The 19,402-nt window shown below is 72.5% G+C and carries 17 protein-coding genes and 1 pseudogene; 7 read left to right on the forward strand and 11 right to left on the reverse strand.

Features of this window, described 5'->3' with window-relative positions:
• The 5 genes and pseudogenes from DI272_RS08870 to DI272_RS08890 all read right to left on the reverse strand — a co-directional run.
• Positions 1-1,029, reverse strand: a pseudogene (locus tag DI272_RS08870) (Gfo/Idh/MocA family protein); the annotation flags it as partial.
• 83 nt (positions 1,030-1,112) lie between these two features.
• Entirely contained in the window at positions 1,113-2,150 is a 1,038-nt protein-coding gene (locus tag DI272_RS08875) for a substrate-binding domain-containing protein (RefSeq protein WP_109494814.1), read from the reverse strand.
• A 17-nt stretch (positions 2,151-2,167) separates the two neighbouring features.
• The gene (locus tag DI272_RS08880) at positions 2,168-3,187 is read right to left on the reverse strand and encodes an ABC transporter permease (protein WP_109494815.1); all 1,020 of its coding nucleotides are present in this window, start codon (positions 3,185-3,187) and stop codon (positions 2,168-2,170) included.
• A complete protein-coding gene (locus tag DI272_RS08885) occupies positions 3,184-4,701 on the reverse strand; it encodes a sugar ABC transporter ATP-binding protein (protein ID WP_109494816.1) in 1,518 nt (505 codons plus the stop codon). The genes DI272_RS08880 and DI272_RS08885 overlap by 4 nt, the downstream gene beginning before the upstream one ends.
• 131 nt (positions 4,702-4,832) lie before the next feature.
• The gene (locus DI272_RS08890; RefSeq protein ID WP_109494817.1) at positions 4,833-6,014 is read right to left on the reverse strand and encodes an ROK family protein; all 1,182 of its coding nucleotides are present in this window, start codon (positions 6,012-6,014) and stop codon (positions 4,833-4,835) included.
• Positions 6,015-6,247: 233 nt separating this feature from the next.
• Here DI272_RS08890 and DI272_RS08895 point away from each other — a divergent pair, with 233 nt between their 5' ends.
• A complete protein-coding gene (locus tag DI272_RS08895) occupies positions 6,248-7,411 on the forward strand; it encodes a low temperature requirement protein A (protein WP_109494818.1) in 1,164 nt (387 codons plus the stop codon).
• 27 nt (positions 7,412-7,438) lie between these two features.
• Here the strand turns inward: DI272_RS08895 and DI272_RS08900 are convergent, their stop codons facing one another.
• The 4 genes from DI272_RS08900 to DI272_RS08910 form a co-directional block, all read right to left on the reverse strand.
• On the reverse strand, positions 7,439-8,116 hold the full coding sequence (locus tag DI272_RS08900) for a GntR family transcriptional regulator (RefSeq protein ID WP_375138109.1): 678 nt from the start codon (positions 8,114-8,116) through the stop codon (positions 7,439-7,441).
• 117 nt (positions 8,117-8,233) lie between these two features.
• Positions 8,234-9,181: a beta-ketoacyl-ACP synthase III gene (locus DI272_RS08905; RefSeq protein ID WP_109494820.1), complete on the reverse strand. Its 948-nt coding sequence runs from the start codon at positions 9,179-9,181 to the stop codon at positions 8,234-8,236.
• Positions 9,182-9,330: 149 nt separating this feature from the next.
• Positions 9,331-9,471, reverse strand: coding sequence for a hypothetical protein (locus DI272_RS44435; RefSeq protein ID WP_181387128.1), 141 nt, complete (start codon positions 9,469-9,471; stop codon positions 9,331-9,333).
• Positions 9,434-10,771, reverse strand: coding sequence for an OFA family MFS transporter (locus DI272_RS08910; protein ID WP_109494821.1), 1,338 nt, complete (start codon positions 10,769-10,771; stop codon positions 9,434-9,436). Before DI272_RS08910 ends, DI272_RS44435 begins: the two co-directional genes overlap by 38 nt.
• Before the next feature lie 200 nt (positions 10,772-10,971).
• Between DI272_RS08910 and DI272_RS08915 the strand changes: the two genes are divergently transcribed.
• The 5 genes from DI272_RS08915 to fdhD are packed head-to-tail and all read left to right on the forward strand — an operon-like array spanning position 10,972 to position 17,371.
• On the forward strand, positions 10,972-11,943 hold the full coding sequence (locus tag DI272_RS08915; RefSeq protein ID WP_109494822.1) for a 2-dehydropantoate 2-reductase: 972 nt from the start codon (positions 10,972-10,974) through the stop codon (positions 11,941-11,943).
• Positions 11,940-13,862, forward strand: a complete 1,923-nt coding sequence (locus tag DI272_RS08920; protein ID WP_109494823.1) for a molybdopterin oxidoreductase family protein — start codon at positions 11,940-11,942, stop codon at positions 13,860-13,862. The genes DI272_RS08915 and DI272_RS08920 overlap by 4 nt, the downstream gene beginning before the upstream one ends.
• Before the next feature lie 6 nt (positions 13,863-13,868).
• On the forward strand, positions 13,869-15,659 hold the full coding sequence (locus tag DI272_RS08925; protein WP_109494824.1) for an NADH-ubiquinone oxidoreductase-F iron-sulfur binding region domain-containing protein: 1,791 nt from the start codon (positions 13,869-13,871) through the stop codon (positions 15,657-15,659).
• Positions 15,656-16,516, forward strand: coding sequence for a 2Fe-2S iron-sulfur cluster-binding protein (locus tag DI272_RS08930; protein WP_109494825.1), 861 nt, complete (start codon positions 15,656-15,658; stop codon positions 16,514-16,516). The genes DI272_RS08925 and DI272_RS08930 overlap by 4 nt, the downstream gene beginning before the upstream one ends.
• Positions 16,517-16,522: 6 nt before the next feature.
• Positions 16,523-17,371: a formate dehydrogenase accessory sulfurtransferase FdhD gene (fdhD, locus tag DI272_RS08935; RefSeq protein ID WP_109494826.1), complete on the forward strand. Its 849-nt coding sequence runs from the start codon at positions 16,523-16,525 to the stop codon at positions 17,369-17,371.
• Positions 17,372-17,380: 9 nt separating this feature from the next.
• Here the strand turns inward: fdhD and DI272_RS08940 are convergent, their stop codons facing one another.
• Together DI272_RS08940 and DI272_RS08945 are read right to left on the reverse strand one after the other, a co-directional pair.
• A complete protein-coding gene (locus DI272_RS08940) occupies positions 17,381-17,908 on the reverse strand; it encodes an isochorismatase family protein (protein ID WP_109494827.1) in 528 nt (175 codons plus the stop codon).
• 19 nt (positions 17,909-17,927) lie between these two features.
• Entirely contained in the window at positions 17,928-18,365 is a 438-nt protein-coding gene (locus DI272_RS08945; RefSeq protein ID WP_109494828.1) for a MarR family winged helix-turn-helix transcriptional regulator, read from the reverse strand.
• 108 nt (positions 18,366-18,473) lie between these two features.
• Between DI272_RS08945 and DI272_RS08950 the strand changes: the two genes are divergently transcribed.
• Positions 18,474-19,391, forward strand: a complete 918-nt coding sequence (locus DI272_RS08950) for a zinc-binding dehydrogenase (RefSeq protein WP_109494829.1) — start codon at positions 18,474-18,476, stop codon at positions 19,389-19,391.
• Positions 19,392-19,402: the final 11 nt, after the last annotated feature.

The raw sequence follows: 19,402 nt of genomic DNA on the forward strand, positions 1-19,402 counted from the left end.
CGGCGGCCACCAGCCCTCCAGATACGGGTGATCGGGCTCGGTGACGAGGATCCGACGGAAACCGGCGTGTGTCCCGGGCTCGGTGGCGTCGTGGTACAGGAGTTCGTTGAGGCGTTCCAGGTCGAAGGCCAACGAGCCGCGGTCACCGTTGAGTTCGATGCGCAGGGCGTTCTTGCTGCCGGTGGCGTAGCGGGTGGCCTCGAAGGAGGCGAGGGCGCCGGAGGTGAAGCGGGCGGTGAACACGGCGGCGTCGTCGACGGTGACCTGGCCGGTCCCGGCCGAGGCTCCCGCGGACAGTCCGCTGGTGGCGCCCACGGGCAGCGGGCGTTCCCCCACGAAGGTCTCCGTCAGGGCGGACACCCCGGCCAGCCGCTCCCCCGCCAGGTACTGGGCGAGGTCGATGATGTGGGCGCCGAGGTCGCCGAGCGCGCCCGATCCGGCGTACTCCTTGCGCAGCCGCCAGGTCAGCGGGAACTCCGGGTCGAGGAGCCAGTCCTGGAGGTAGGTCGCCCGTACATGCCGCAGTCTGCCGATCCGGCCCTCGGCGACCATGTTCCGGGCCAGCGCGGTGGCGGGCACCCGGCGGTAGTTGAACCCGACCATCGCCAACTGGCCCCGGGCGTGGGCCTCTTCGGCCGCCCGCGCCATGCTCACGGCTTCGTCGACGGTGTTCGCGAGGGGCTTCTCGCACAGCACGTGCTTGCCCGCGGCCAGGGCGGCGATCGCGATCTCGGCGTGACTGTCGCCGGGGGTGCAGATGTCGACGAGGTCGACGTCGTCGCGGGCGATCAGCGCACGCCAGTCGGTCTCGGCCGCCGCCCAGCCGTGCTTGTCCGCCGCCGCCCGCACGGCGTCCGGGCTGCGTCCGCAGATCGCGGACAGGACCGGCCGCCGGGGCAGGTCGAAGACGCGCCCCACGGTGCGCCACCCCTGGGAGTGGGCGGCGCCCATGAAGGCGTAGCCGACCATGCCCACGCGGAGCGGCGGCTTGTCGGCGCCCGCTCCTTCTGACTGCTGCGGCTGTGCCATGCGCAATGTCCTCCTCGTCGTCGTGGCGCGGTGGGGGGTGCGGTCCGCCCGGCGGAGACGTCCGGTCCGCCGGGCGGAGCGGGTCACTTGAAGCCGGTGGACATGTACTGGTCGACGTTGGTCTTGTCGACGACGGCCGAGTAGAGCGTGATCGACGCCGGGATCTCGAACTCGGCGAGGCCGCCGACGCCCTTGCTCTGGCCGAGGGCGCGGGCGAGGTCGATGGCGGACGCGGCCATCGTCGGCGGGTACAGGACGGTGGCCTTGAGGACGCCGTCGTCCTTCTTGATGGCCTGGAATGCGGACAGGGCGCCCGCGCCGCCGACCATCAGGAAGTCGTCGCGCCCGGCCTGCTCGATGGCGCGCAGCGCGCCGACGCCCTGGTCGTCGTCGTGGTTCCACAGCGCGTCGAACTTCGACTGGGCCTGGAGGAGCTGGGCCATCTTGGCCTGCCCGGACTCCACGGTGAACTCGGCGGCCTGCCGGGCCACCTTCTTGATGTTGGGGTAGTTCTTCAGGGCGTCGTCGAAGCCCTTGGTGCGCTGCTGGGTGAGCTCCAGGTTGTCCAGGCCGGCCAGCTCGATGACGCGGGCGTCGGACTTCCCCTTGAGCTTCTCGCCGATGTAGTGCCCGGCGTTGAGGCCCATGCCGTAGTTGTCGCCGCCGATCCAGCAGCGGTACGCCTGGGGGGAGTTGAAGATGCGGTCCAGATTGATGACCGGTATCCCGGCGCGCATCGCCTTCAGGCCGACCTGGGTGAGCGCCTTGCCGTCGGCGGGCAGGATCACCAGGACGTCGACCTTCTTGTTGATCAGGGTCTCGATCTGGCCGATCTGCTGGGCGGTGTCGTTGGACCCCTCGGTGATCTCCAGCGTGACGTCGGAGTACTTCTTCGCCCGGCTCTTGGCGTTGTCGTTGATGGCGTTGAGCCAGCCGTGGTCGGCCTGCGGGCCCGCGAATCCGATGGTGACCTGCTTGCCGGGCTTGTCGTCGGCGGCCGGCTGGTCGTTCGCGGCCGGTTCGTCGTCGGAGTCGTTACTCGTGCAACCCGCGAGGACGGCACCCGCGGATACGGCGGCGGCCCCGAAGAGCAGCCCTCTGCGCGTGGGGAGCTGTGGCATGGCGGTGAACCCTTTCCTCAGGTCGTGCTTGCGGTACGGCGCTGGACCAGCACGGCGGCGACGATGATCGCGCCCTTGGCGATCTGCTGGACGTCGCTCTGCAGGTTGTTCAGGGCGAAGATGTTGGTGATCGTGGTGAAGATCAGCACCCCGAGCACGGAGCCGGTGATGGTGCCGCGGCCGCCGCTGAGCAGCGTGCCGCCGATGATCGCGGCGGCGATCGCGTCGAGTTCGTAGAGGTTGCCGTTGGTGTTCTGGCCGGAGCCGGACAGGATGATCAGCAGGAAGGCGGCGATGCCGCAGCACAGTCCGGACAGCAGGTAGAGGTAGAGGCGCTGGCGGCGGACGTCGATGCCGGCCAGCCGGGCGGCCTCGGCGTTGCCGCCGACCGCGACGGTGCGGCGGCCGAAGGTGGTGCGGTTGAGGACCAGCCAGCCGATCACGGTGACGACGGCGAAGACGATGACGAGCGGCGGGATGCCGAGCACGTACGCGTCGCGCAGGCCGAGGTCGAGGACGGAGTCGACGGTGACGATCTGCGTCTTGCCGTCGGTGATCTGCAGGGCGAGGCCGCGCGCCGAGGCGAGCATGGCGAGGGTGGCGATGAAGGGGACCATCCCGCCGTACGCGATGAGCAGTCCGTTGACCAGGCCGCAGCCGAGGCCGACCAGTACCGAGGTGAGGAGGATGCCGCCGAAGCCGTACTCCTGGGTGGCGACCGTGGTCGCCCAGACGGAGGCGAGGGCGACGATCGCGCCGACGGACAGGTCGATGCCGCCCGACATGATCACGAAGGTCATGCCGACCGTGACGACACCGATCACGGAGGCCTGGGTGAGGACGAGTTGGAGGTTGCGGGTGTCGAGGAACTCGTCCGGTTTGGTGATCCCGCCGACCAGGACCAGCGCGGCGAGGACCCCGAGGAGGGACAGGGTGCGGAGGTCGGCGCGGGCGAACAGGCCGCGCCACACGGGGGGTCGGCCGGCCGGCGACACCTTGTCGGCGTCGTCCCGCGGCGGGGAGGCATGCTGCGTCATGACGCCGGGCTTCCTTCCATGACGAGGTCGAGTACGCGGTGTTCGTCGAGTTCGCGGGCGGGGGCGGTGTGCACGACGCGTCCCTCGCGCAGCACCAGGACACGGTCGGCGAGGCCGAGCACCTCGGGGACCTCGCTGGAGACCAGCAGCACGGCCAGGCCCTCGTCGGCGAGGCGGCGGATCACGGCGTACAGCTCGGCGCGGGCGCCGACGTCGACGCCGCGGGTCGGCTCGTCGAGCAGCAGCACCCGGCAGCCGCGCAGCAGCCAGCGGGCCAGGACGGCCTTCTGCTGATTGCCGCCGGACAGGGTGCGGACCGGCACGGCGGGGTTGTCGGGCCGCAGCGACAGCTCCCGGGTGGCCGCCCGGGCCGCGCCCCGCTCGGCGCCCCGGTCGATCCAGCCGGCGCGCGAGAAGCGGGACATGGAGGAGACCGAGACATTGCGGGTGACGGACTCCAGCATCAGCAGCGCCTGCGCCTTGCGTTCCTCGGGGGCGAGCCCGAGTCCGGCGCGGACGGCGGCGCGCACGCTTCCGGTCCGCAACGGCCGCCCGTCGACGGTGACTTCGCCGGAGGTCGGCTTGCGGGCCCCGTAGAGGGTCTCCAGGATCTCGGAGCGGCCCGAGCCGACCAGTCCGGCGAGCCCGACGATCTCCCCGGGGTGCACGGTGAGGTCGAGGGGTTCGAACTCGCCCTCGCGCGCGAGTCCCCGTACCTGAAGGACCGGTGTCCCCCGGGGGGCGGCGGCGGGCCGTTCCGGGAAGACGTACTCGACGTTGCGTCCCGTCATCAGCGCCACGACTTCGCTGGTCGGCGTCGTCTTCGCGGGCAGTCCGCCGGCGACGGCGCGGCCGTCCTTGAGCACGGTCACCCGGTCGCCGATGCGCCGGATCTCCTCCAGACGGTGGGAGATGTAGACGACGGCGACGCCGTCGGCGGTGAGGTCGCCGACGATGCGGAAGAGGTTGTCGACCTCGTCCGGGTCGAGGGCCGCGGAGGGCTCGTCCATGACGATGAGCCGTACGTCGTGGGAGAGCGCCCGGGCCATGGAGACGATCTGCTGCTGGGCGGCCGACAACTCGCCGACCAGCCGCGCCGGATCGATCTCGGTGTGCCCGAGCCGCTTCAGCAGCGCGGCCGTCGACGCCCGGGCGGCCCTCCTGCGTACGACGAACCCGGCGGCCGTGGGCTCATGGCCCAGGTGGACGTTCTCGGCCACCGACAGGTGCTCCACCAGGTCGAGTTCCTGGTAGATGGTGGCGATGCCGAGGCGCATGGCGGCGATGGGCGAGCGCAGGGTGACCGGTTCGCCGCGCCAGGTGATGACGCCGCCGTCGGGCTGGTGGGCCCCGGCCAGCACCTTGATGAGGGTGGACTTGCCGGCCCCGTTCTGGCCGAGGAGGCAGTGCACTTCACCGGCCTGGACGTCGAGGTCGACACCGTCGAGGGCCCGGACTCCGGGGAAGGACTTGGTGATGCCGGACATGGTGAGCAGCGGTGGTTGTGGTGCCATGCGGTTCCCCTTGGCGGGCGTGCGGGCCGGTTCAGGGCGAGACAGACAGGGCTTCAGGGCAGGGCGAAGCGGCGGGTGTCAGGGCAGGGCGAGGCAGCGAGTCGTACGGGAGTGACGCGTGACGAGGTGGGTTACGCGGGCGAGAACAGGTGGTCGCTGATCAGTCGGGCCGCGCCGATGACTCCGGCGGTGGGGCCCAACTCCCCCAGAACGATGGGCAGGTTGCCGGTCGCGAGCGGCAGCGACTGGCGGTAGACCTGGGTGCGGATCGCGGCGAGAAGGGTGTGGCCGAGGCCGGTCACGCCACCGCCGATCACCACCAGGCCGGGGTTGAAGAAGCTGACCAGGCCGGCGATGACCTGCCCGGTGTGGTTGCCGCCCTCGCGGATCAGGTCGAGGGCGGTGGCGTCGCCGGCGGCGGCCGCGGCGGCGACGTCGACGGCGGTCAGGGTGCCGTTGGCCTCCAGCCGGGCGGCGAGTTCCGCCGACCGCCCCTGCTGGGCCGCCTCCACGGCGTCCCGGGCGAGGGCCGCCCCGCTGAAGTGGGCTTCCAGGCAGCCCCGGTTGCCGCAGGCGCAGGGCCGTCCGTCGGGCACGGCCTGGATGTGCCCGATGTCGCCCGCGCTGCCGGTGACGCCCCGGTGGACGTCCCCGCCGACGACGATGCCGCAGCCGATGCCGGTGCCGATCTTGACGCAGAGGAAGTCGCCCACGGAACGGGCCACGCCCGCGTGCTGCTCCCCCATCGCCATCAGGTTCACGTCGTTGTCGACCATCACCGGACAGCCGAGTTCCTGGCTGAGCGCCTCCCGCACCGGGAAGCCGTCCCAGCCCGGCATGATCGGCGGCGCCACCGGCACACCCTCGGGGAAGCGGACCGGCCCCGGGACGCCGATGCCGGCACCGTCGAACCCCTCCGCGAGCCCCGTGGCCCGCAACTTGGCGGCCATGGACAGCACTTGCTCGAAGACCGCGACCGGGCCCTCACGCACGTCCATGGGCTGGTTGAGATGGCCGAGGATCTCCAGTTCGGCATTGGTGACGGCGACGTCGACCGAGGTCGCGCCGATGTCGACGCCGAGGAACCGCAGCCCGGGGTTGAGCCGGATGTTGTGGGAACGGCGGCCACCGCGCGAGGCGGCGAGTCCGTCGGCCACGACCAGGTCCGTCTCCAGCAGCCGGTCCACCTCCACGGCCAGCTTGGACCGTGACAGATCGACCTGGTCACCCAGCTGCGCACGGGAGTTGGGACCCCCGTCGCGCAGCAGCTTGAGCAACCGGGCCTGATGCGCGTTGGCGGGACGTGCCGTCATACGTCTCACAAGCCCCTCCCCGCCTCGATCGGCCGACCGCTGTCGTGCTTCGTACTTCCGTCGTGCTTTCGAGGGGAACGTAGCAGCGGCTGCCGAACCTGGGAAGAAGCTGTGCAGGAATTACTGTCGACTTCTTCCACTCACAGGACAAAGAGGCGGGCCGGCACCCCACCGGCACGGCGCGGCACCGCGCCCCCCATACGATCTGATCAACATCGACACAGGGGGACCACATGAACTCCGCAGTGGAGGAACCGGACCGCAGGGTCACGACGCTCGAGCTCTTCTTCGACCTCGTCTTCGTCTTCACCCTCACCCAGCTCACCGTGCTGCTCACCGGTGACCTGTCCTTCGCCACGGCCGCACGCGTCGCGCTCATCTTCCTCGTCCTGTTCTGGATGTACGGGGCCTACGCGTACCTCACCAACCAGGTCCCGCCGGACCGTCCGTCGCGGCGGCTGGGGCTCATGCTCGGCATGGGCGGGTTCATGGTCTGCGCGCTGGCGGTGCCGCGCGTCTTCGACGACACCGGTGTGCTCTTCGGGCTGGGCTTCCTGCTGGTGGTCGTCGTGCACACCGCCCTGTTCACCCGCAGCCACGGCCGCGACTCGATCTGGTACGGCGTCCCGAACGCGCTCGCCGGCGCCTCCATCACCCTCGCGGGCCTCTTCGACGGCCTCACCGCGGACGGGCTGTGGCTGCTCGCGTTGGCGCTGCAGTTCGTGACGCCGTACATAGCCGAGCTCGGCCCTGGCCGGGCGGACGGCCGGACCGCCGAGGCGCTGCGCACGCAGCTCGGCAGTCTGAACCCCGCCCACTTCGTGGAACGCCACGGGCTGCTGCTCATCGTCGCGTTCGGCGAGTCGGTCATCGCGATCGGCATCGGCATTGGCGATCTGCCCCTGACGGCGAGCCTCTTCGGCGGCGCGTTCCTGGCGCTCGCGCTGGCGACGGCCCTGTGGTGGACGTACTTCGTGCGGGACGAGGAGCTGGCCGAGGAGGTGTTCCGGGCAACGCCCGTGGCGGCCCGTTTCCGGCTGGCGATGAACGCGTACTACTACGCCTTCCTGCCCATGCTGCTCGGCATCGCCTTCCTGGCGGCCGGGGTGAAGAAGACGCTCGGCCACCTCTCCGAACACCTGCACACCGGACCGGCGTTGGCCCTCGCGGGCGGTGTCGCCCTCTTCCTCGCCGGTGACGTGGCCTTCCGCGGGGCACTGCGCCTGCACCCCGTACGCTTCCGCGCGACGGCCGCGGCGGTGGCCCTGGCGACGGCGCTGCTGGGCACGCGCACCTCGGCCGTGGTCGAACTGCTGGCGCTGGTGGCGGTGTTGGTGACGATGCTGGCCGTGGAGGCACAGTGGTGCGGACGGGAGCGGGAGGCGGCCCGGGTGTGAGGCCCGGGCCGCCTCCGGGCTCGTGGCTCAGGACTCGGCGCGGGCGTGGTACGAGCGGCGGGTGTGCTCCGTGTGTGCGCGCATGAGACGGGTCGCCAGGGCCTCGTCCCGCGCCTCGATCGCCGCGATCAGGTCGCGGTGCTCGATCCAGGACTGCTGTCCGCGCTGCCGCGCGACGGGCGTGTAGTACCAGCGGACCCGCCGGTCGACCTGGGCGGCGAGCTCCGCGAGGACCGCGTTGCCCGCCAGCCGCATGACCGTCGCGTGGAAGCGGGCGTTGAGGACGACGGCCGCGTCCACGTCGTCGGCGGCCACGGCTGCCAGGCCCTCGTCCAGGATGTCCCGCAGGGCCGCGATCCCGGCGCGGTCCGCGTTGGCCGCGGCGAGCCGGGCCGCCTCGGCCTCCAGCAGCGTGCGGACGGTGAGGAGCTGATCGGCCTCCTCCTCCGTCGGCTCGTGCACGAAGGCACCCTGGGCGGGCCGCAGGTCGACCCACCCCTCGGTGTTCAGCCGCTGGAGCGCCTCGCGCACCGGCTGCCGGGACACCCCCAGGTGCCCGGCCAGTTCGCTCTCGACCAGATGCTGGCCGGGCTGGAGGGCGCGGGTGGTGATGAGTTCGAGGAGCGCCTCGTAGACACGGTCGCGCAGCGGGCCGGGACGTTCGAGCTTGGGCACCGCGCCCTGCGGCAGGCCAGTCGTCGACAACATCGGTCCGTCCCCCTCCGGGCAACGCGGGCAGTTGCAGCCGAAAGCCAGTATGAATTGGCTTTCGTCTACAGTCTACGGCGCCTCCCGCCTCATCCGCTCACACCCGCCCGCACCTCACGGGCACCGCACGACCTGCCCCGCGTACGACAGGTTCCCCCCGAACCCGAACAGCAGCACCGGGTCGCCGGAGGACAGCGCCCCCTGCTCCACCAGCTTGGAGAAGGCGAGCGGGATGCTGGCCGCCGACGTGTTGCCGGACTCCACGACATCCCGGGCCACCACCGCGTTCACGGCACCGATCTTCTCCGCCAGCGGCTCGATGATCCGCAGGTTGGCCTGGTGCAGCACGACCCCGGCGAGGTCCGCGGGCGCCAGCCCCGCCCGCTCGCAGGCCTTGCGGGCGATGGGCGGCAGCTGGGTGGTGGCCCACCGGTACACGCTCTGCCCCTCCTGGGCGAACCGCGCGGGCTGCCCCTCGATCCGCACGGCGTGGCCCATCTCGGGCACCGAGCCCCACAGCACCGGCCCGATGCCGGCCTCCTCCCCCGGTGCGCACGCCTCCACCACCGCGGCCCCGGCCCCGTCGCCGACGAGCACACAGGTCGTGCGGTCGGTCCAGTCGGTGATCTCGGACATCTTGTCGGCGCCGATGACGAGCGCCCGCACCGAGGCACCGGCCCGCACGGCGTGGTCGGCGGTGGCCAGCGCGTGGGTGAAGCCCGCGCACACCACGTTGACGTCCATCGCGGCCGGTGAGGGGATGCCGAGGCGTGCGGCGACCCGGGCGGCCATGTTCGGGGAGCGGTCGACGGCGGTCGAGGTGGCCACCAGGACCAGGTCGATGTCGCCGGGTGCGAGCCCGGCGGCGGCGAGTGCCTTGGCGGCGGCGTGCGCGGCCAGTTCGTCGACGGGTTCGTCGGGCCCGGCGATGTGCCGTGTACGGATGCCCACCCGGCTCCTGATCCACTCGTCACTGGTGTCCACCATGCCCGCCAGGTCCTCGTTCGTGAGCACCTTGGCGGGCTGGTAGTGGCCGACGGCGGCGATGCGCGAGCCGTTCATTGGGTGGTCCCCCTCCTGTCCTCGGGTAGCGGGGTCCACCAGTCTGATCAGTGACTCACGGGTACGACGTCAGGTAAGGCGACAGGAATCGGGCGTCCGCGTTGTCGGCTTCCGTCAGGCCCTCGGACGCCCGAACACCTACCGAACAGTCACCCGGTGAACAGCTGCGTCGCCTTCTGCACGAGTTCGTAGACCCCGTAGGCGAGCGGCACCCCCACCCACAGCCAGGCGAGGGCGATCAGCGGCCGCCGGTCAGGCGGACTCTGCGGACTGCTGTCGTGCTGCGACATCGTCGGCCTCCCTCGGGGCGGGGATGTGGTGACGGGAATGGACGGGCCGGACCAGCTCGTTGGCGACGAACCCGATCGCCAGCAGCCCGATCATGATGAACAGGGACAGGGTGTAGAGGGAGGAACCGCTCTTGCCGGCCTCCTCCTGCCGGTCGGCGATCCAGTTCACGATCAGCGGCCCGAGGACACCGGCCGTGGACCAGGCGGTCAGCAGCCGCCCGTGGATGGCGCCGACCTGGTGGGTGCCGAAGAGGTCCTTCAGATAGGCGGGGACGGTCGCGAAGCCGCCGCCGTAGAAGGAGAGGATCACCAGGGCGCAGAGGACGAACAGCGGCTTGGACGAGTCGCCGGCCAGTGCGATGAGCAGGTACATCAGCGCGCCCACGCCCAGGTAGACGCGGTAGATGTTCTTGCGGCCGATCAGGTCCGAGGTGGACGACCAGCCGATCCGGCCCGCCATGTTGGCCGCCGACAGCAGGGCGACGAAACCGGCGGCGGCGGACGCCGACACCGTTGTCGAACTGTCCTTGAAGAAGTCCGTGATCATCGGAGCGGCCTTCTCCAGGATGCCGATGCCCGCGGTCACGTTCATGCAGAGCACGACCCACAGACACCAGAACTGCGGGGTGCGCACCGCACTGCGGGCCGTTACCTGCGGCCCGGAGGTGATGCTCGGCGCCCCCGCCACCGGCTTCTCGGTCCGCGGCACCCGGACGAGCAGCACGCCGAGCGTCATGAAGACCGCGTACGACAGCCCGTGCACGAGGAACGCCAGCGCGATCCCGGAGCTGTCGGAGCCGAACGACTCCAGCATCTGCGCCGACCAGGGTGACGCGATCAGCGCACCGCCGCCGAAGCCCATGATGGCGATGCCGGTGGCCATGCCGGGCCGGTCCGGGAACCACTTGATCAGGGTGGAGACGGGCGAGATGTAACCGATGCCCAGGCCGATACCGCCGACGAAGCCGTAGCCGAGGACGATCAGCCAGTACTGCTCGGTGGCCGCGCCGAGCGCGGAGAGCAGGAACCCGGAGGAGAAGCAGATCAGGGCGACGGTCATCGCCCAGCGCGGGCCGTTGCGCTCCACCAGCGTGCCGCCGAAGGCGGCCGACAGGCCGAGCATGACGATGCCGAGCTGGAAGGGCAGCGCGCTCTGGGTGCCGCTCAGACCGAGCGCGGACTCCAGGGGCGGCTTGAACACGGACCAGGCGTAGGCCTGGCCGATGGAGAGGTGGACCGAGAGGGCGGCGGGGGGAACGAGCCAGCGGCTCCAGCCGGCCGGTGCAACAGGGGGACTCATGATCCCGGACAGTAAGGAGAAGCACGGGAGTTGAGAAGGCTGCACGTCGACCGTATGCGATGAGCGGTATGCAGGGCGCGCCGAACGGTCGGACCGCCCGGTTCTCTTGCCCGTGCCGACATACATACTGTAGACAATATGGAGTCGACACAGTTCGACGGTTCCGCGGTACACCCTCGACCGAACGGAGCTCGCCCAGCATGAAAGTCGCAGTCCTCGGCGCCGGAGCCATCGGCGCCTACGTCGGCGCCGCCCTGCACCGCGCCGGCGCCGACGTCCACCTGATCGCCCGTGGACCGCACCTGGCGGCCATGAGGCAGCACGGCGTGCGGGTCCACTCCCCCCGCGGTGACTTCACCGCCCACGCCCACGCCACCGACGACCCGGCCGACGTCGGGCCGGTCGACTACGTCTTCCTGGGGCTGAAGGCCACCTCGTACGCGGCGTGCGGGCCGCTGATCGAACCCCTGCTCCACGAGACGACGGCCGTGATCGCCGCGCAGAACGGCATCCCCTGGTGGTACTTCCACCGGCATGGCGGCCCGCACGACGGCCGCCGTCTGGAGAGCGTCGACCCGCACGGGCAGGTCAGCGCCGTCCTGGCCCCGGAGCGGGCCATCGGCTGCGTCGTCTACGCCGCCACCGAGCTCGAGGCCCCGGGCGTGGTCCGCCATCTGGAAGGCACCCGCTTCTCCATCGGCGAACCCGACCGCAGCCTCTCCGCCCGGTGCCGGGCCTTCAGCGCGGCCATGCAGGCCGGCGGGCTGAAATGCCCCGTCGAGACCGATCTGCGCAACGACATCTGGCTCAAACTCCTCGGCAACATCTCCTTCAACCCCATCAGCGCCCTCGCCCGCGCCACCATGCGCCAGATGTGCCACCACCACGGCACCCGCCGGGTCATCCACACCATGATGGAGGAGACCCTCGCCGTCGCCGCCGCCCTCGGCTGCCACCCCGGCATCACCATCGAACGCCGCCTCGCCGGCGCCGAGAAGGTCGGCGACCACCGCACCTCCACCCTCCAGGACCTCGAAGCCGGCAAACCCCTCGAACTCGACGTCCTCCTCACCGCCGTCATCGAACTCGCCGCCCTCACCCACACCCCCACGCCCACCCTCACCACCGTCCACGCCCTCAGCGACCTCCTCGCGCACCGGACCGCCGCATGACGCAACCGGCCGGACACGGGCCCGGGGCGTACCCGCGGCTCACGCACCCGCTCGTGCGGGACTCGCGCGACGAGGAGTTCCGCCGGGCGGGCTGGGACGAGGCGCTGGACCGGGTGGCCCGCGGACTGCGGCGCCACCGCGGGGCGTTCGGGATGCTCTCGGGCGCCCGGGCGACCAACGAGACGAACTACCTGGCGCAGAAGTTCGCCCGGGTCGTGATGGGCACCCACAACGTCGACTCCTGCGACCGGCGGAGCCATGCCGCGAGCGTCGCGGGCCTGGCGGCCGTGTTCGGCGCGGGGGGCGGCACGTCGTCGTACGCGGAGATCGAGCACACCGACGTCGTGGTGGTGTGGGGCTCCAACGCCCGGGTGACGCACCCGGTGTTCTTCCAGCACGTGCTCAAGGGCGTGCGGGCGGGCGCCCGGATGTACGTGGTCGACCCGCGGCGCACGTCCACCGCGCAGTGGGCCGATGGCTGGCTCGGGCTCAACGCCGGTACGGACATCGCGCTGGCGCACGCGATCGGCCGGGAGATCATCCGGGCGGGCCTGGTCGACGAGGCGTTCGTCGGGCGGGCGACGAGCGGCTTCGAGGAGTACCGGGCACTGGTCGAGCCGTGGACGCTGTCGCTGGCGCAGAAGGTGACGGGCGTCCCCGCCGCGGCCGTACGGGAGTTGGCGCACGCGTACGCCCGGGCGGACCGTGCCCAGATCTGCTGGACCCTGGGGGTGACCGAGCACCGCAACGGCACGGACACCGTCCGCGCGCTGATCGACCTCGCCCTGCTGACCGGTCATGTGGGCCGTCCGGGCTCGGGACTTCAGCCGCTGTGCGGCCGGAACAACGTCCAGGGTGCCGCCGACATGGGGGCCGTGCCGCATCGGCTGCCCGGCTTCCAGGACGTCCTCGACCCCGCGGTGCGGCGGCGGTTCGAGTCGGCGTGGGACACCGTTCTGCCGCCGCACCACGGGCTGGACCTGGCGGAGATGTCCGAGGAGATGGAGGCGGGCGGCGTGCGGGCCGTCCACTGCGTCGGCGCGGACCCGGCGCGGTCCGGCGGTGCGCGGGCGGTACGGCGGCTGCGGGCACTGGACTTCCTCGTCGTGCAGGACGCGTTCCGCACGAGCACGGCCGAGCTGGCCGATGTGGTGCTGCCCGCGACCGCGGGCCCGGCGGAGTCCGAGGGCACCGTCACCAGCAGCGAGCGGCGGGTTCAGCGGGTCCGCCGGGCGGTCGTCCCGCCCGGCGAGGCCCGCGGGGACGTCGACATCCTCTGCGACCTGGCCGGGCGTCTCGGGCACGCGTGGAGGTACGCCGACGCCGAGGCCGTCTGGAACGAGCTTCGGTCCCTCTCCCCGGACCACCACGGGATGACGTACCGGCGCCTGGCGGAGCACCGCGGCCTCCAGTGGCCCTGTCCGGGCACCGACGGTCTCGAACCGCCGTATCTGCACGGCAGGTTGTGGGCGGACGAGCCGGCGTCGCGGGGCCGGCGCGCGCCCTTCGGGCTGGTGCCGCACGTGCCGCCGGCCGACCTCACGGACGAGCGGTTCCCGATCCGGCTGACCACGGGGCGGCGCCTCGACTCCTACAACGCCGGGGCGGCGAGAGGGAGTTCGACGTCCCCGGCGCGCCGGGGCGAGTGCGTCGAGCTGTGTCCGGAGGACGCCGAGCGCTATGGGGTCGTGGTCGGCGAGAAGGTGCAGATCACCTCGCGGCGGGGTGCGGTCGTCGCGCCCGTGTGGATCGACACCGCGCTGCGGCCGGGGCTGGCCTTCACGACCCTGCCGGTTCCCGACGAGGCGGACGTCGACCAGCCGCTGTCGACGGCCCGTTGCCCGATCCGGGGGGCGGCCGAGTACAAGGCGACGGCGATCCGCATCGACAAGCTCCCGCTCGTCACCTGCGTGGGGTGACCGGCCATGGACCTGCACTGCGGGGGCAGCGAGCCGACGGACGACGAATGCGCCGCCGTCGACGCGCTGTTGGGCCCTCCCGAGTCCTCCTGGGAGGGTGCGGAGCCGGCCGACGCGGATCTGAGGTGGTCCCGCGGCGGGCACGCGGCCCGCAGCCGCCGTGACCTGCTGCTGCCGGGGCTGCACGCGCTCCAGGACCGGATCGGCTGGATCAGCGAGGGCGCCCTCGGTTATCTCTGCCGACGGCTCACCGTGGCCCCGGCGGAGGCGTACGGGGTCGCCACCGGCTCCCCCCTGTTCTCGGTGTCCCCGCTGCCCGCGACCGTGCTCCGCATGTGCACGGACCTGGCCTGCGAGGCGGCCGGAGCGTCCGCGCTCTGCGCCGATGTCGACGCACGGCTGGGCGGCGTCAGCCGGGTCTCGGTGCGCCGCGTGTCCTGCCTCGGCCTGTGCGAGCGCGCCCCCGCGGCCCTGGCGATCACCGCGGGCGACCCCGTGCGTACGGCGGTGTCGGCACCGGCGACGGCCGAGGCCGCCGTGCTGGCGGCGACCGCCCCCGACTCGGCGCCGCAGGAGCCGCCCGCCGAGGCGGCGGTCCCCCGGTCGGCGGGCCGGGCGCCGGTGCTGCTGCGGCGGGTCGGCGTGGTCGACCCGCCGTCGCCGGACGACTACCGCGCCCACGGCGGCTGGGCCGCGCTGCGCCGGGCCTTCGCGCTGGGCCCCGCCGGAGTGCTCCGCGAGATCGCCGACTCCGGCCTGGCCGGGCGCGGCGGTGCCGCCTTCCCCGCCGGCCAGGACGGGCGGGCCGTTCCGGTCGGCCGCGGGTGGCAGGCCGTGGCGTCCCGGCCCGACCGGCCGCACCACCTGGTGTGCAACGCCGACGAAGCCGGGGCGGGCGCCTTCAGGGACCGCGTCCTGATGGAGGGCGACCCGTACGCGCTGGTGGAGGCGATGACGATCGCGGGGTACGCGATCGGGGCGCGGCGCGGGTACCTCTGTGTCCGCGGCGCGTACCCGCGGGCGGTGCGGCGGATGCGGCGAGCCGTCGACCGGGCGCGTGCCCGCGGGCTGCTCGGCGACGACGTCCTCGGCCGGGGGCACGCCTTCGACATCGAGATCCGGCGCGGGGCGGGCGGGTACGTCTGCGGTGAGGAGACCGCGGTGCTCCGCTCCATCGAGGGGTACCGGGCGGAGCCGCGCCCGACGCCGCCGTTTCCGTCGGAGAAGGGCCTGTTCGGCGGGCCGACGGTCGTGGCGGACGTCGAGACGCTGCTCGGCGTGCTGCCGATCCTGACCGAGGGGCCGACGGCGTCCGGGGCGGGGCGGCTCGTCTGTGTGTCCGGCGGTGTGGAGCGGCCCGGTGTCCACGAGGTGCCGCACGGGGAGACGCTCGGCGGGCTGCTCGCCCGGGCCGGCGTCCGGCCGGGGCTGCGCGCGGTCCTGGTCGGCGGCGTGGCGGGCGGCTTCGTCCGGCCGGACGAACTCGACGTACCGGTGGACTCCGGGGTCGTCATCGCCTTCGGCGGCGGTGTGCCGGTGCCCCGCCTGCTGTCGAGGGTCGCGGAGTTCTTCCGGGACGAGTCGTGCGGGCTGTGTATACCGTGTCGGACGGGAACCGTGCGCCAGGAGGAGGTGCTGCGCCGGATCGCGGACCGCGCGGGTCCGGCCGTGGCCGGTGACCTCGCGCTGCTCGGGGAGGTCGGCCGTGCGATGCGGGACGCCTCGCTGTGCGGGCTCGGGCGGAGCGCCTGGAACGCCGTGGAGTCGGGCGTGGACCGGCTGGGGGCGTACGGATGACCGTGACGTCGCTGGGGGTGCCGCGGCGGCTGGTGGAGTTCGCCCTGGACGGGCGGCCGGTGCGGGTCCCCGAGCGGACGACCCTCCTGGAGGCGTGCCGGGCGGCCGGCAAGGAGGTCCCCGCGCTCTGCCGTGCCGGGTCCCTCGCCCCGACGGGTGCCTGCCGGCTCTGTGTCGTCGAGGTCGAGGGAGCGGACGCCCTCGTGGCGGCCTGTTCCCGCGAGGCCGAGCCCGGCATGCGGGTGCGGACCGGGACCGAGCGCGTCCGGCACACCCGGCGGATCGTCCTGGAACTGCTCGCCTCCTCGGTCGACTTGTCGACCACACCGGGGGTCGCGGAGTGGATGGCGGAGTACGGGGCACGGCCGGACCGGTTCGGCCCGGCGGCGGCCCGCTCCGGCGGGGAGCCGGTCGTCGACGCCGGTCTGTTCGTGCGCGACGACGGCAAGTGCCTGCGCTGCGGCAATTGCGTGGCGGTCTGCGGCGGCCAGGGCCGGGGCACGTTCGCCATCGCCGTCTCCGGCCGCGGCGCGGACATCCGCGTCAGCGCCGAGTACGACGCCGCGCTCACCGACTCCGCCTGCGTGCACTGCGGCGACTGCCTCGACGTGTGCCCGACGGGGGCGCTGTCGTCCGGGCCGGAGTTCGCCCTGCGCGCGGCGGACGCCTGGGACGAACCGTCGCAGACGGTCACGACCACGGTGTGCGGGCACTGCGGAGTGGGCTGCGAGCTTGTCCTGCACGTGCAGGACAATGAGATCGTGAAGGTCACCTCCCCGCACGACAGCCCGGTGACCCACGGGCATCTCTGCATCAAGGGCCGCTTCGGCCACCAGTACATAGAGAACCGGGACTGAACAGCCATGGGACGAGTCACGGAACGACGCAAGGTGATCCGCATCCGCGACGGGGTGGTCTCCACCCGGCCCGACACGCTCGTGGCCGAGGAGCCACTGGAGATCCGGCTCAACGGCAAACCGCTGGCGATCACCATGCGCACCCCCGGTGACGACTTCGCGCTGGCCGCGGGGTTCCTGGTCAGCGAGGGAGTGGTGGCCGAGCAGGCCGACCTGCAGAACATCGTGTACTGCGCGGGCGCCACGGTCGACGGCTCCAACACCTACAACGTCGTCGACGTCCGGACCGCGCCGGGCGTCGAGATCCCCGACATCACCCTGGAACGGAACGTCTACACCACCTCCTCCTGCGGGCTGTGCGGCAAGGCGAGCCTGGACGCGGTGCGGACCACGGCCCGCTGGCCCGTCTCCGACTCTCCCCCGGTCCGGATCGGCCCCGAGCTGCTCGCGAGTCTCCCCGACCGGCTGCGCGCGGCCCAGCGGGTCTTCGACCGGACCGGGGGTCTGCACGCCGCCGCGCTGTTCGACGCGGACGGGGAGCTGCTGGACATAAGGGAGGACGTGGGGCGGCACAACGCGGTCGACAAGCTGGTGGGGCGGGCGTTGCAGAGCGGTGCGCTGCCGTTGTCGCAGGCGGTTCTGCTGGTGTCCGGACGGGCTTCCTTCGAGCTGGCGCAGAAGGCCGTCATGGCGGGGATTCCGGTGCTGGCGGCGGTCTCCGCCCCGTCCTCGCTCGCCGTGGACCTGGCGGCGGAGACGGGGCTGACGCTGGTGGGGTTCCTGCGGGGCCGGTCGATGAACGTGTACGCGGGTGCGGAGCGCATCGCCCTCCAGGCAGCGTCGGCCCACGGGTGAGCGGGGCGGTCAGGCTGTCGTGAAGTGCACCTCCGCCGAGTGCACCACCGTGCCCAGACGCGGGAAGTCCAGCCGCACCGACGCGTCGTGCTCCGCCGCCGTGAGCGCCGCCATCGCGTCCTCGACGAAGACCAGGTCGTAGCCGAGGTCCCCGGCGGCCCGGGCCGTGGACTCCACGCCCAGGTTGGTGGCGATGCCGCCGAACACCAGGGTGGTGACGCCCCGTTCGCGCAGGCGTGCGTCCAGATCGGTGCCCTGGAAGGCGCCGATGGTGCGCTTGACGACCTCGAGGTCGCCGTCCGCGGCCAGCCCCGCCACCAGCGCGCTGCCGGGCGGCTGTTCGGGGACGCCGGGGCGCTCCACGCGGACGAGGACGACGTGGGCGCCCACCGAGCGGAAGGCGGCCGCCAACTCCTGGGCGGTGGTGAGGACTTCGGTGCCCTTGCGGGGCTCCAGGGGCAGCGCGACGATCCGGTCCATCAGATCGACGAGGACGAGGGCGCTGCGCGCGGGGTCGAGCGCGAGGGGTGCGGTCATGACGGAACGTTATCCGCCGTCAGTCCGCGGTACCGGAAATCCGGATCAACAGGCCCATGAAATGGTCGCGTTCGGCCGGTGACAGCGGGGCCAGCAGCTCGTCGTTGGCCCTGCGGGCGACCTTCTCGCAGCGCTTGAGCAGCCGCGCGCCCGCGTCGGTGAGGGAGACCGCGTTCTTGCGGCGGTCGCGCGGATCAGGACTGCGGACGACGAGCCCTCCGGCCTGCAGATCGTTGAGGACGCCCACCAGGTCCTTGGGGTCCAGTCCGACGCTGCGGCCGATGTCGGCCTGGGCCACGGGGGCCAGGTCGCGCACGGCGGAGAGCACCACGTGGTGCCACATCTTGACGCCCTCGGCCGCCAGTTCCCCGGCGACCAGGGTCCGGCCCCGGGCGGCGGCGCGCCCGAGCAGCCAGCTGGGGAGGGAGCGGATCTCGGCGAGGGGGGCTTCCGGCATGCGGCGCAGCCTAGCAAGAAATTCATGGGTTTCCCCAACGAAAAATCGTTGGACGTCCCCATGATTCCCCTTGTACCGTTGGACTTCCCAACGATTCCTGGAGGTGCCGTGCGCCGCATCCGGTACGAGTCCACCGGTGGCCCCCTGTTCCTTGAGCAGGTCGCCGTCCCCGAGCCCGGTCCCGCCGAACTCCTGGTCCGCTGCGAGGCGATCGGCGTCACGCTCCCCGTGGTGCGCAAGGTCACCGAGGCCGCCGAGCCGATACCGCTGGGCGGCGAGATCGCCGGGGCGGTCGTGGCCGTCGGCGCCGAGGTCACCGCCTTCCGGGTCGGCGACCGGGTGACGGGCCTGTGCTTCGGCCACGGCTACGCCGACTACGCGCTGCTGCACCAGGCCATGGCCTCCCCGGTGCCCGGCACCGCCACGGCCGTGGACGCGGTCGCGCTCGTGCGCAGCGGACTGGTGGCGTCAGGCGCACTGGAGGCCGCGCGCCCGGAGAAGGGGGAGGCCGCCCTGGTCACCGCCGCGGCGAGCGGGGTCGGCCATCTCGCCGTGCAGCTGGCCCGGACTCGGGGCGCGGACCGGGTGGTGGCGGCCGTGTCGGATGCGGCGAAGACGGAGTTCGTGCGTTCCCTGGGCGCCGACGAGGTGGCCCGGTACGCCGACGAGCGCTGGACGGACCCCGTCGACTACGTCCTCGACGCGGTCGGCGGCGACCTGCTCTCCCCGGCCCTCGCCGCGCTCGCCCCCGGCGGACGGCTCGTCGCGTACAGCTCGGGAGGCGGCACGATCCAGGCGTACGACCTGCTCGTGGGGGCCAAGTCCGTGATCGGCTTCCAGCTGGCGCGGGTCGCGCGCGGGGAGCCGGAGCGGTACGAGCGATGGCGTACGGAGTTGTGGCGGCTGTTCGGGGAAGGGGCGCTCAAGCCGGCCGTGCATGCGGAGTTCGCGCTCACGGACGCGGCCGCGGCGCACGCGGCGATCGAGACGCGGAGCAACCTCGGGAAGGTCGTGCTCCGCCCGTAGCCACGAGGCAT

Origin of the sequence: Streptomyces sp. Act143 (genome assembly GCF_003143935.1) — a bacterium.
GTDB lineage: Bacteria > Actinomycetota > Actinomycetes > Streptomycetales > Streptomycetaceae > Streptomyces.

Excerpts from the sequence above, each read along its gene's own strand:
- DI272_RS08875 (WP_109494814.1), bottom strand. The coding sequence starts at position 2,150 with ATGCCACAGCTCCCCACGCGCAGAGGGCTGCTCTTCGGGGCCGCCGCC.
- DI272_RS08880 (WP_109494815.1), bottom strand. The coding sequence starts at position 3,187 with ATGACGCAGCATGCCTCCCCGCCGCGGGACGACGCCGACAAGGTGTCG.
- DI272_RS08885 (WP_109494816.1), bottom strand. The coding sequence starts at position 4,701 with ATGGCACCACAACCACCGCTGCTCACCATGTCCGGCATCACCAAGTCC.
- DI272_RS08890 (WP_109494817.1), bottom strand. The coding sequence starts at position 6,014 with ATGACGGCACGTCCCGCCAACGCGCATCAGGCCCGGTTGCTCAAGCTG.
- DI272_RS08895 (WP_109494818.1), top strand. The coding sequence starts at position 6,248 with ATGAACTCCGCAGTGGAGGAACCGGACCGCAGGGTCACGACGCTCGAG.
- DI272_RS08905 (WP_109494820.1), bottom strand. The coding sequence starts at position 9,181 with ATGAACGGCTCGCGCATCGCCGCCGTCGGCCACTACCAGCCCGCCAAG.
- DI272_RS44435 (WP_181387128.1), bottom strand. The coding sequence starts at position 9,471 with ATGTCGCAGCACGACAGCAGTCCGCAGAGTCCGCCTGACCGGCGGCCG.
- DI272_RS08910 (WP_109494821.1), bottom strand. The coding sequence starts at position 10,771 with ATGAGTCCCCCTGTTGCACCGGCCGGCTGGAGCCGCTGGCTCGTTCCC.
- DI272_RS08915 (WP_109494822.1), top strand. The coding sequence starts at position 10,972 with ATGAAAGTCGCAGTCCTCGGCGCCGGAGCCATCGGCGCCTACGTCGGC.
- DI272_RS08920 (WP_109494823.1), top strand. The coding sequence starts at position 11,940 with ATGACGCAACCGGCCGGACACGGGCCCGGGGCGTACCCGCGGCTCACG.
- DI272_RS08925 (WP_109494824.1), top strand. The coding sequence starts at position 13,869 with ATGGACCTGCACTGCGGGGGCAGCGAGCCGACGGACGACGAATGCGCC.
- DI272_RS08930 (WP_109494825.1), top strand. The coding sequence starts at position 15,656 with ATGACCGTGACGTCGCTGGGGGTGCCGCGGCGGCTGGTGGAGTTCGCC.
- fdhD (WP_109494826.1), top strand. The coding sequence starts at position 16,523 with ATGGGACGAGTCACGGAACGACGCAAGGTGATCCGCATCCGCGACGGG.
- DI272_RS08940 (WP_109494827.1), bottom strand. The coding sequence starts at position 17,908 with ATGACCGCACCCCTCGCGCTCGACCCCGCGCGCAGCGCCCTCGTCCTC.
- DI272_RS08945 (WP_109494828.1), bottom strand. The coding sequence starts at position 18,365 with ATGCCGGAAGCCCCCCTCGCCGAGATCCGCTCCCTCCCCAGCTGGCTG.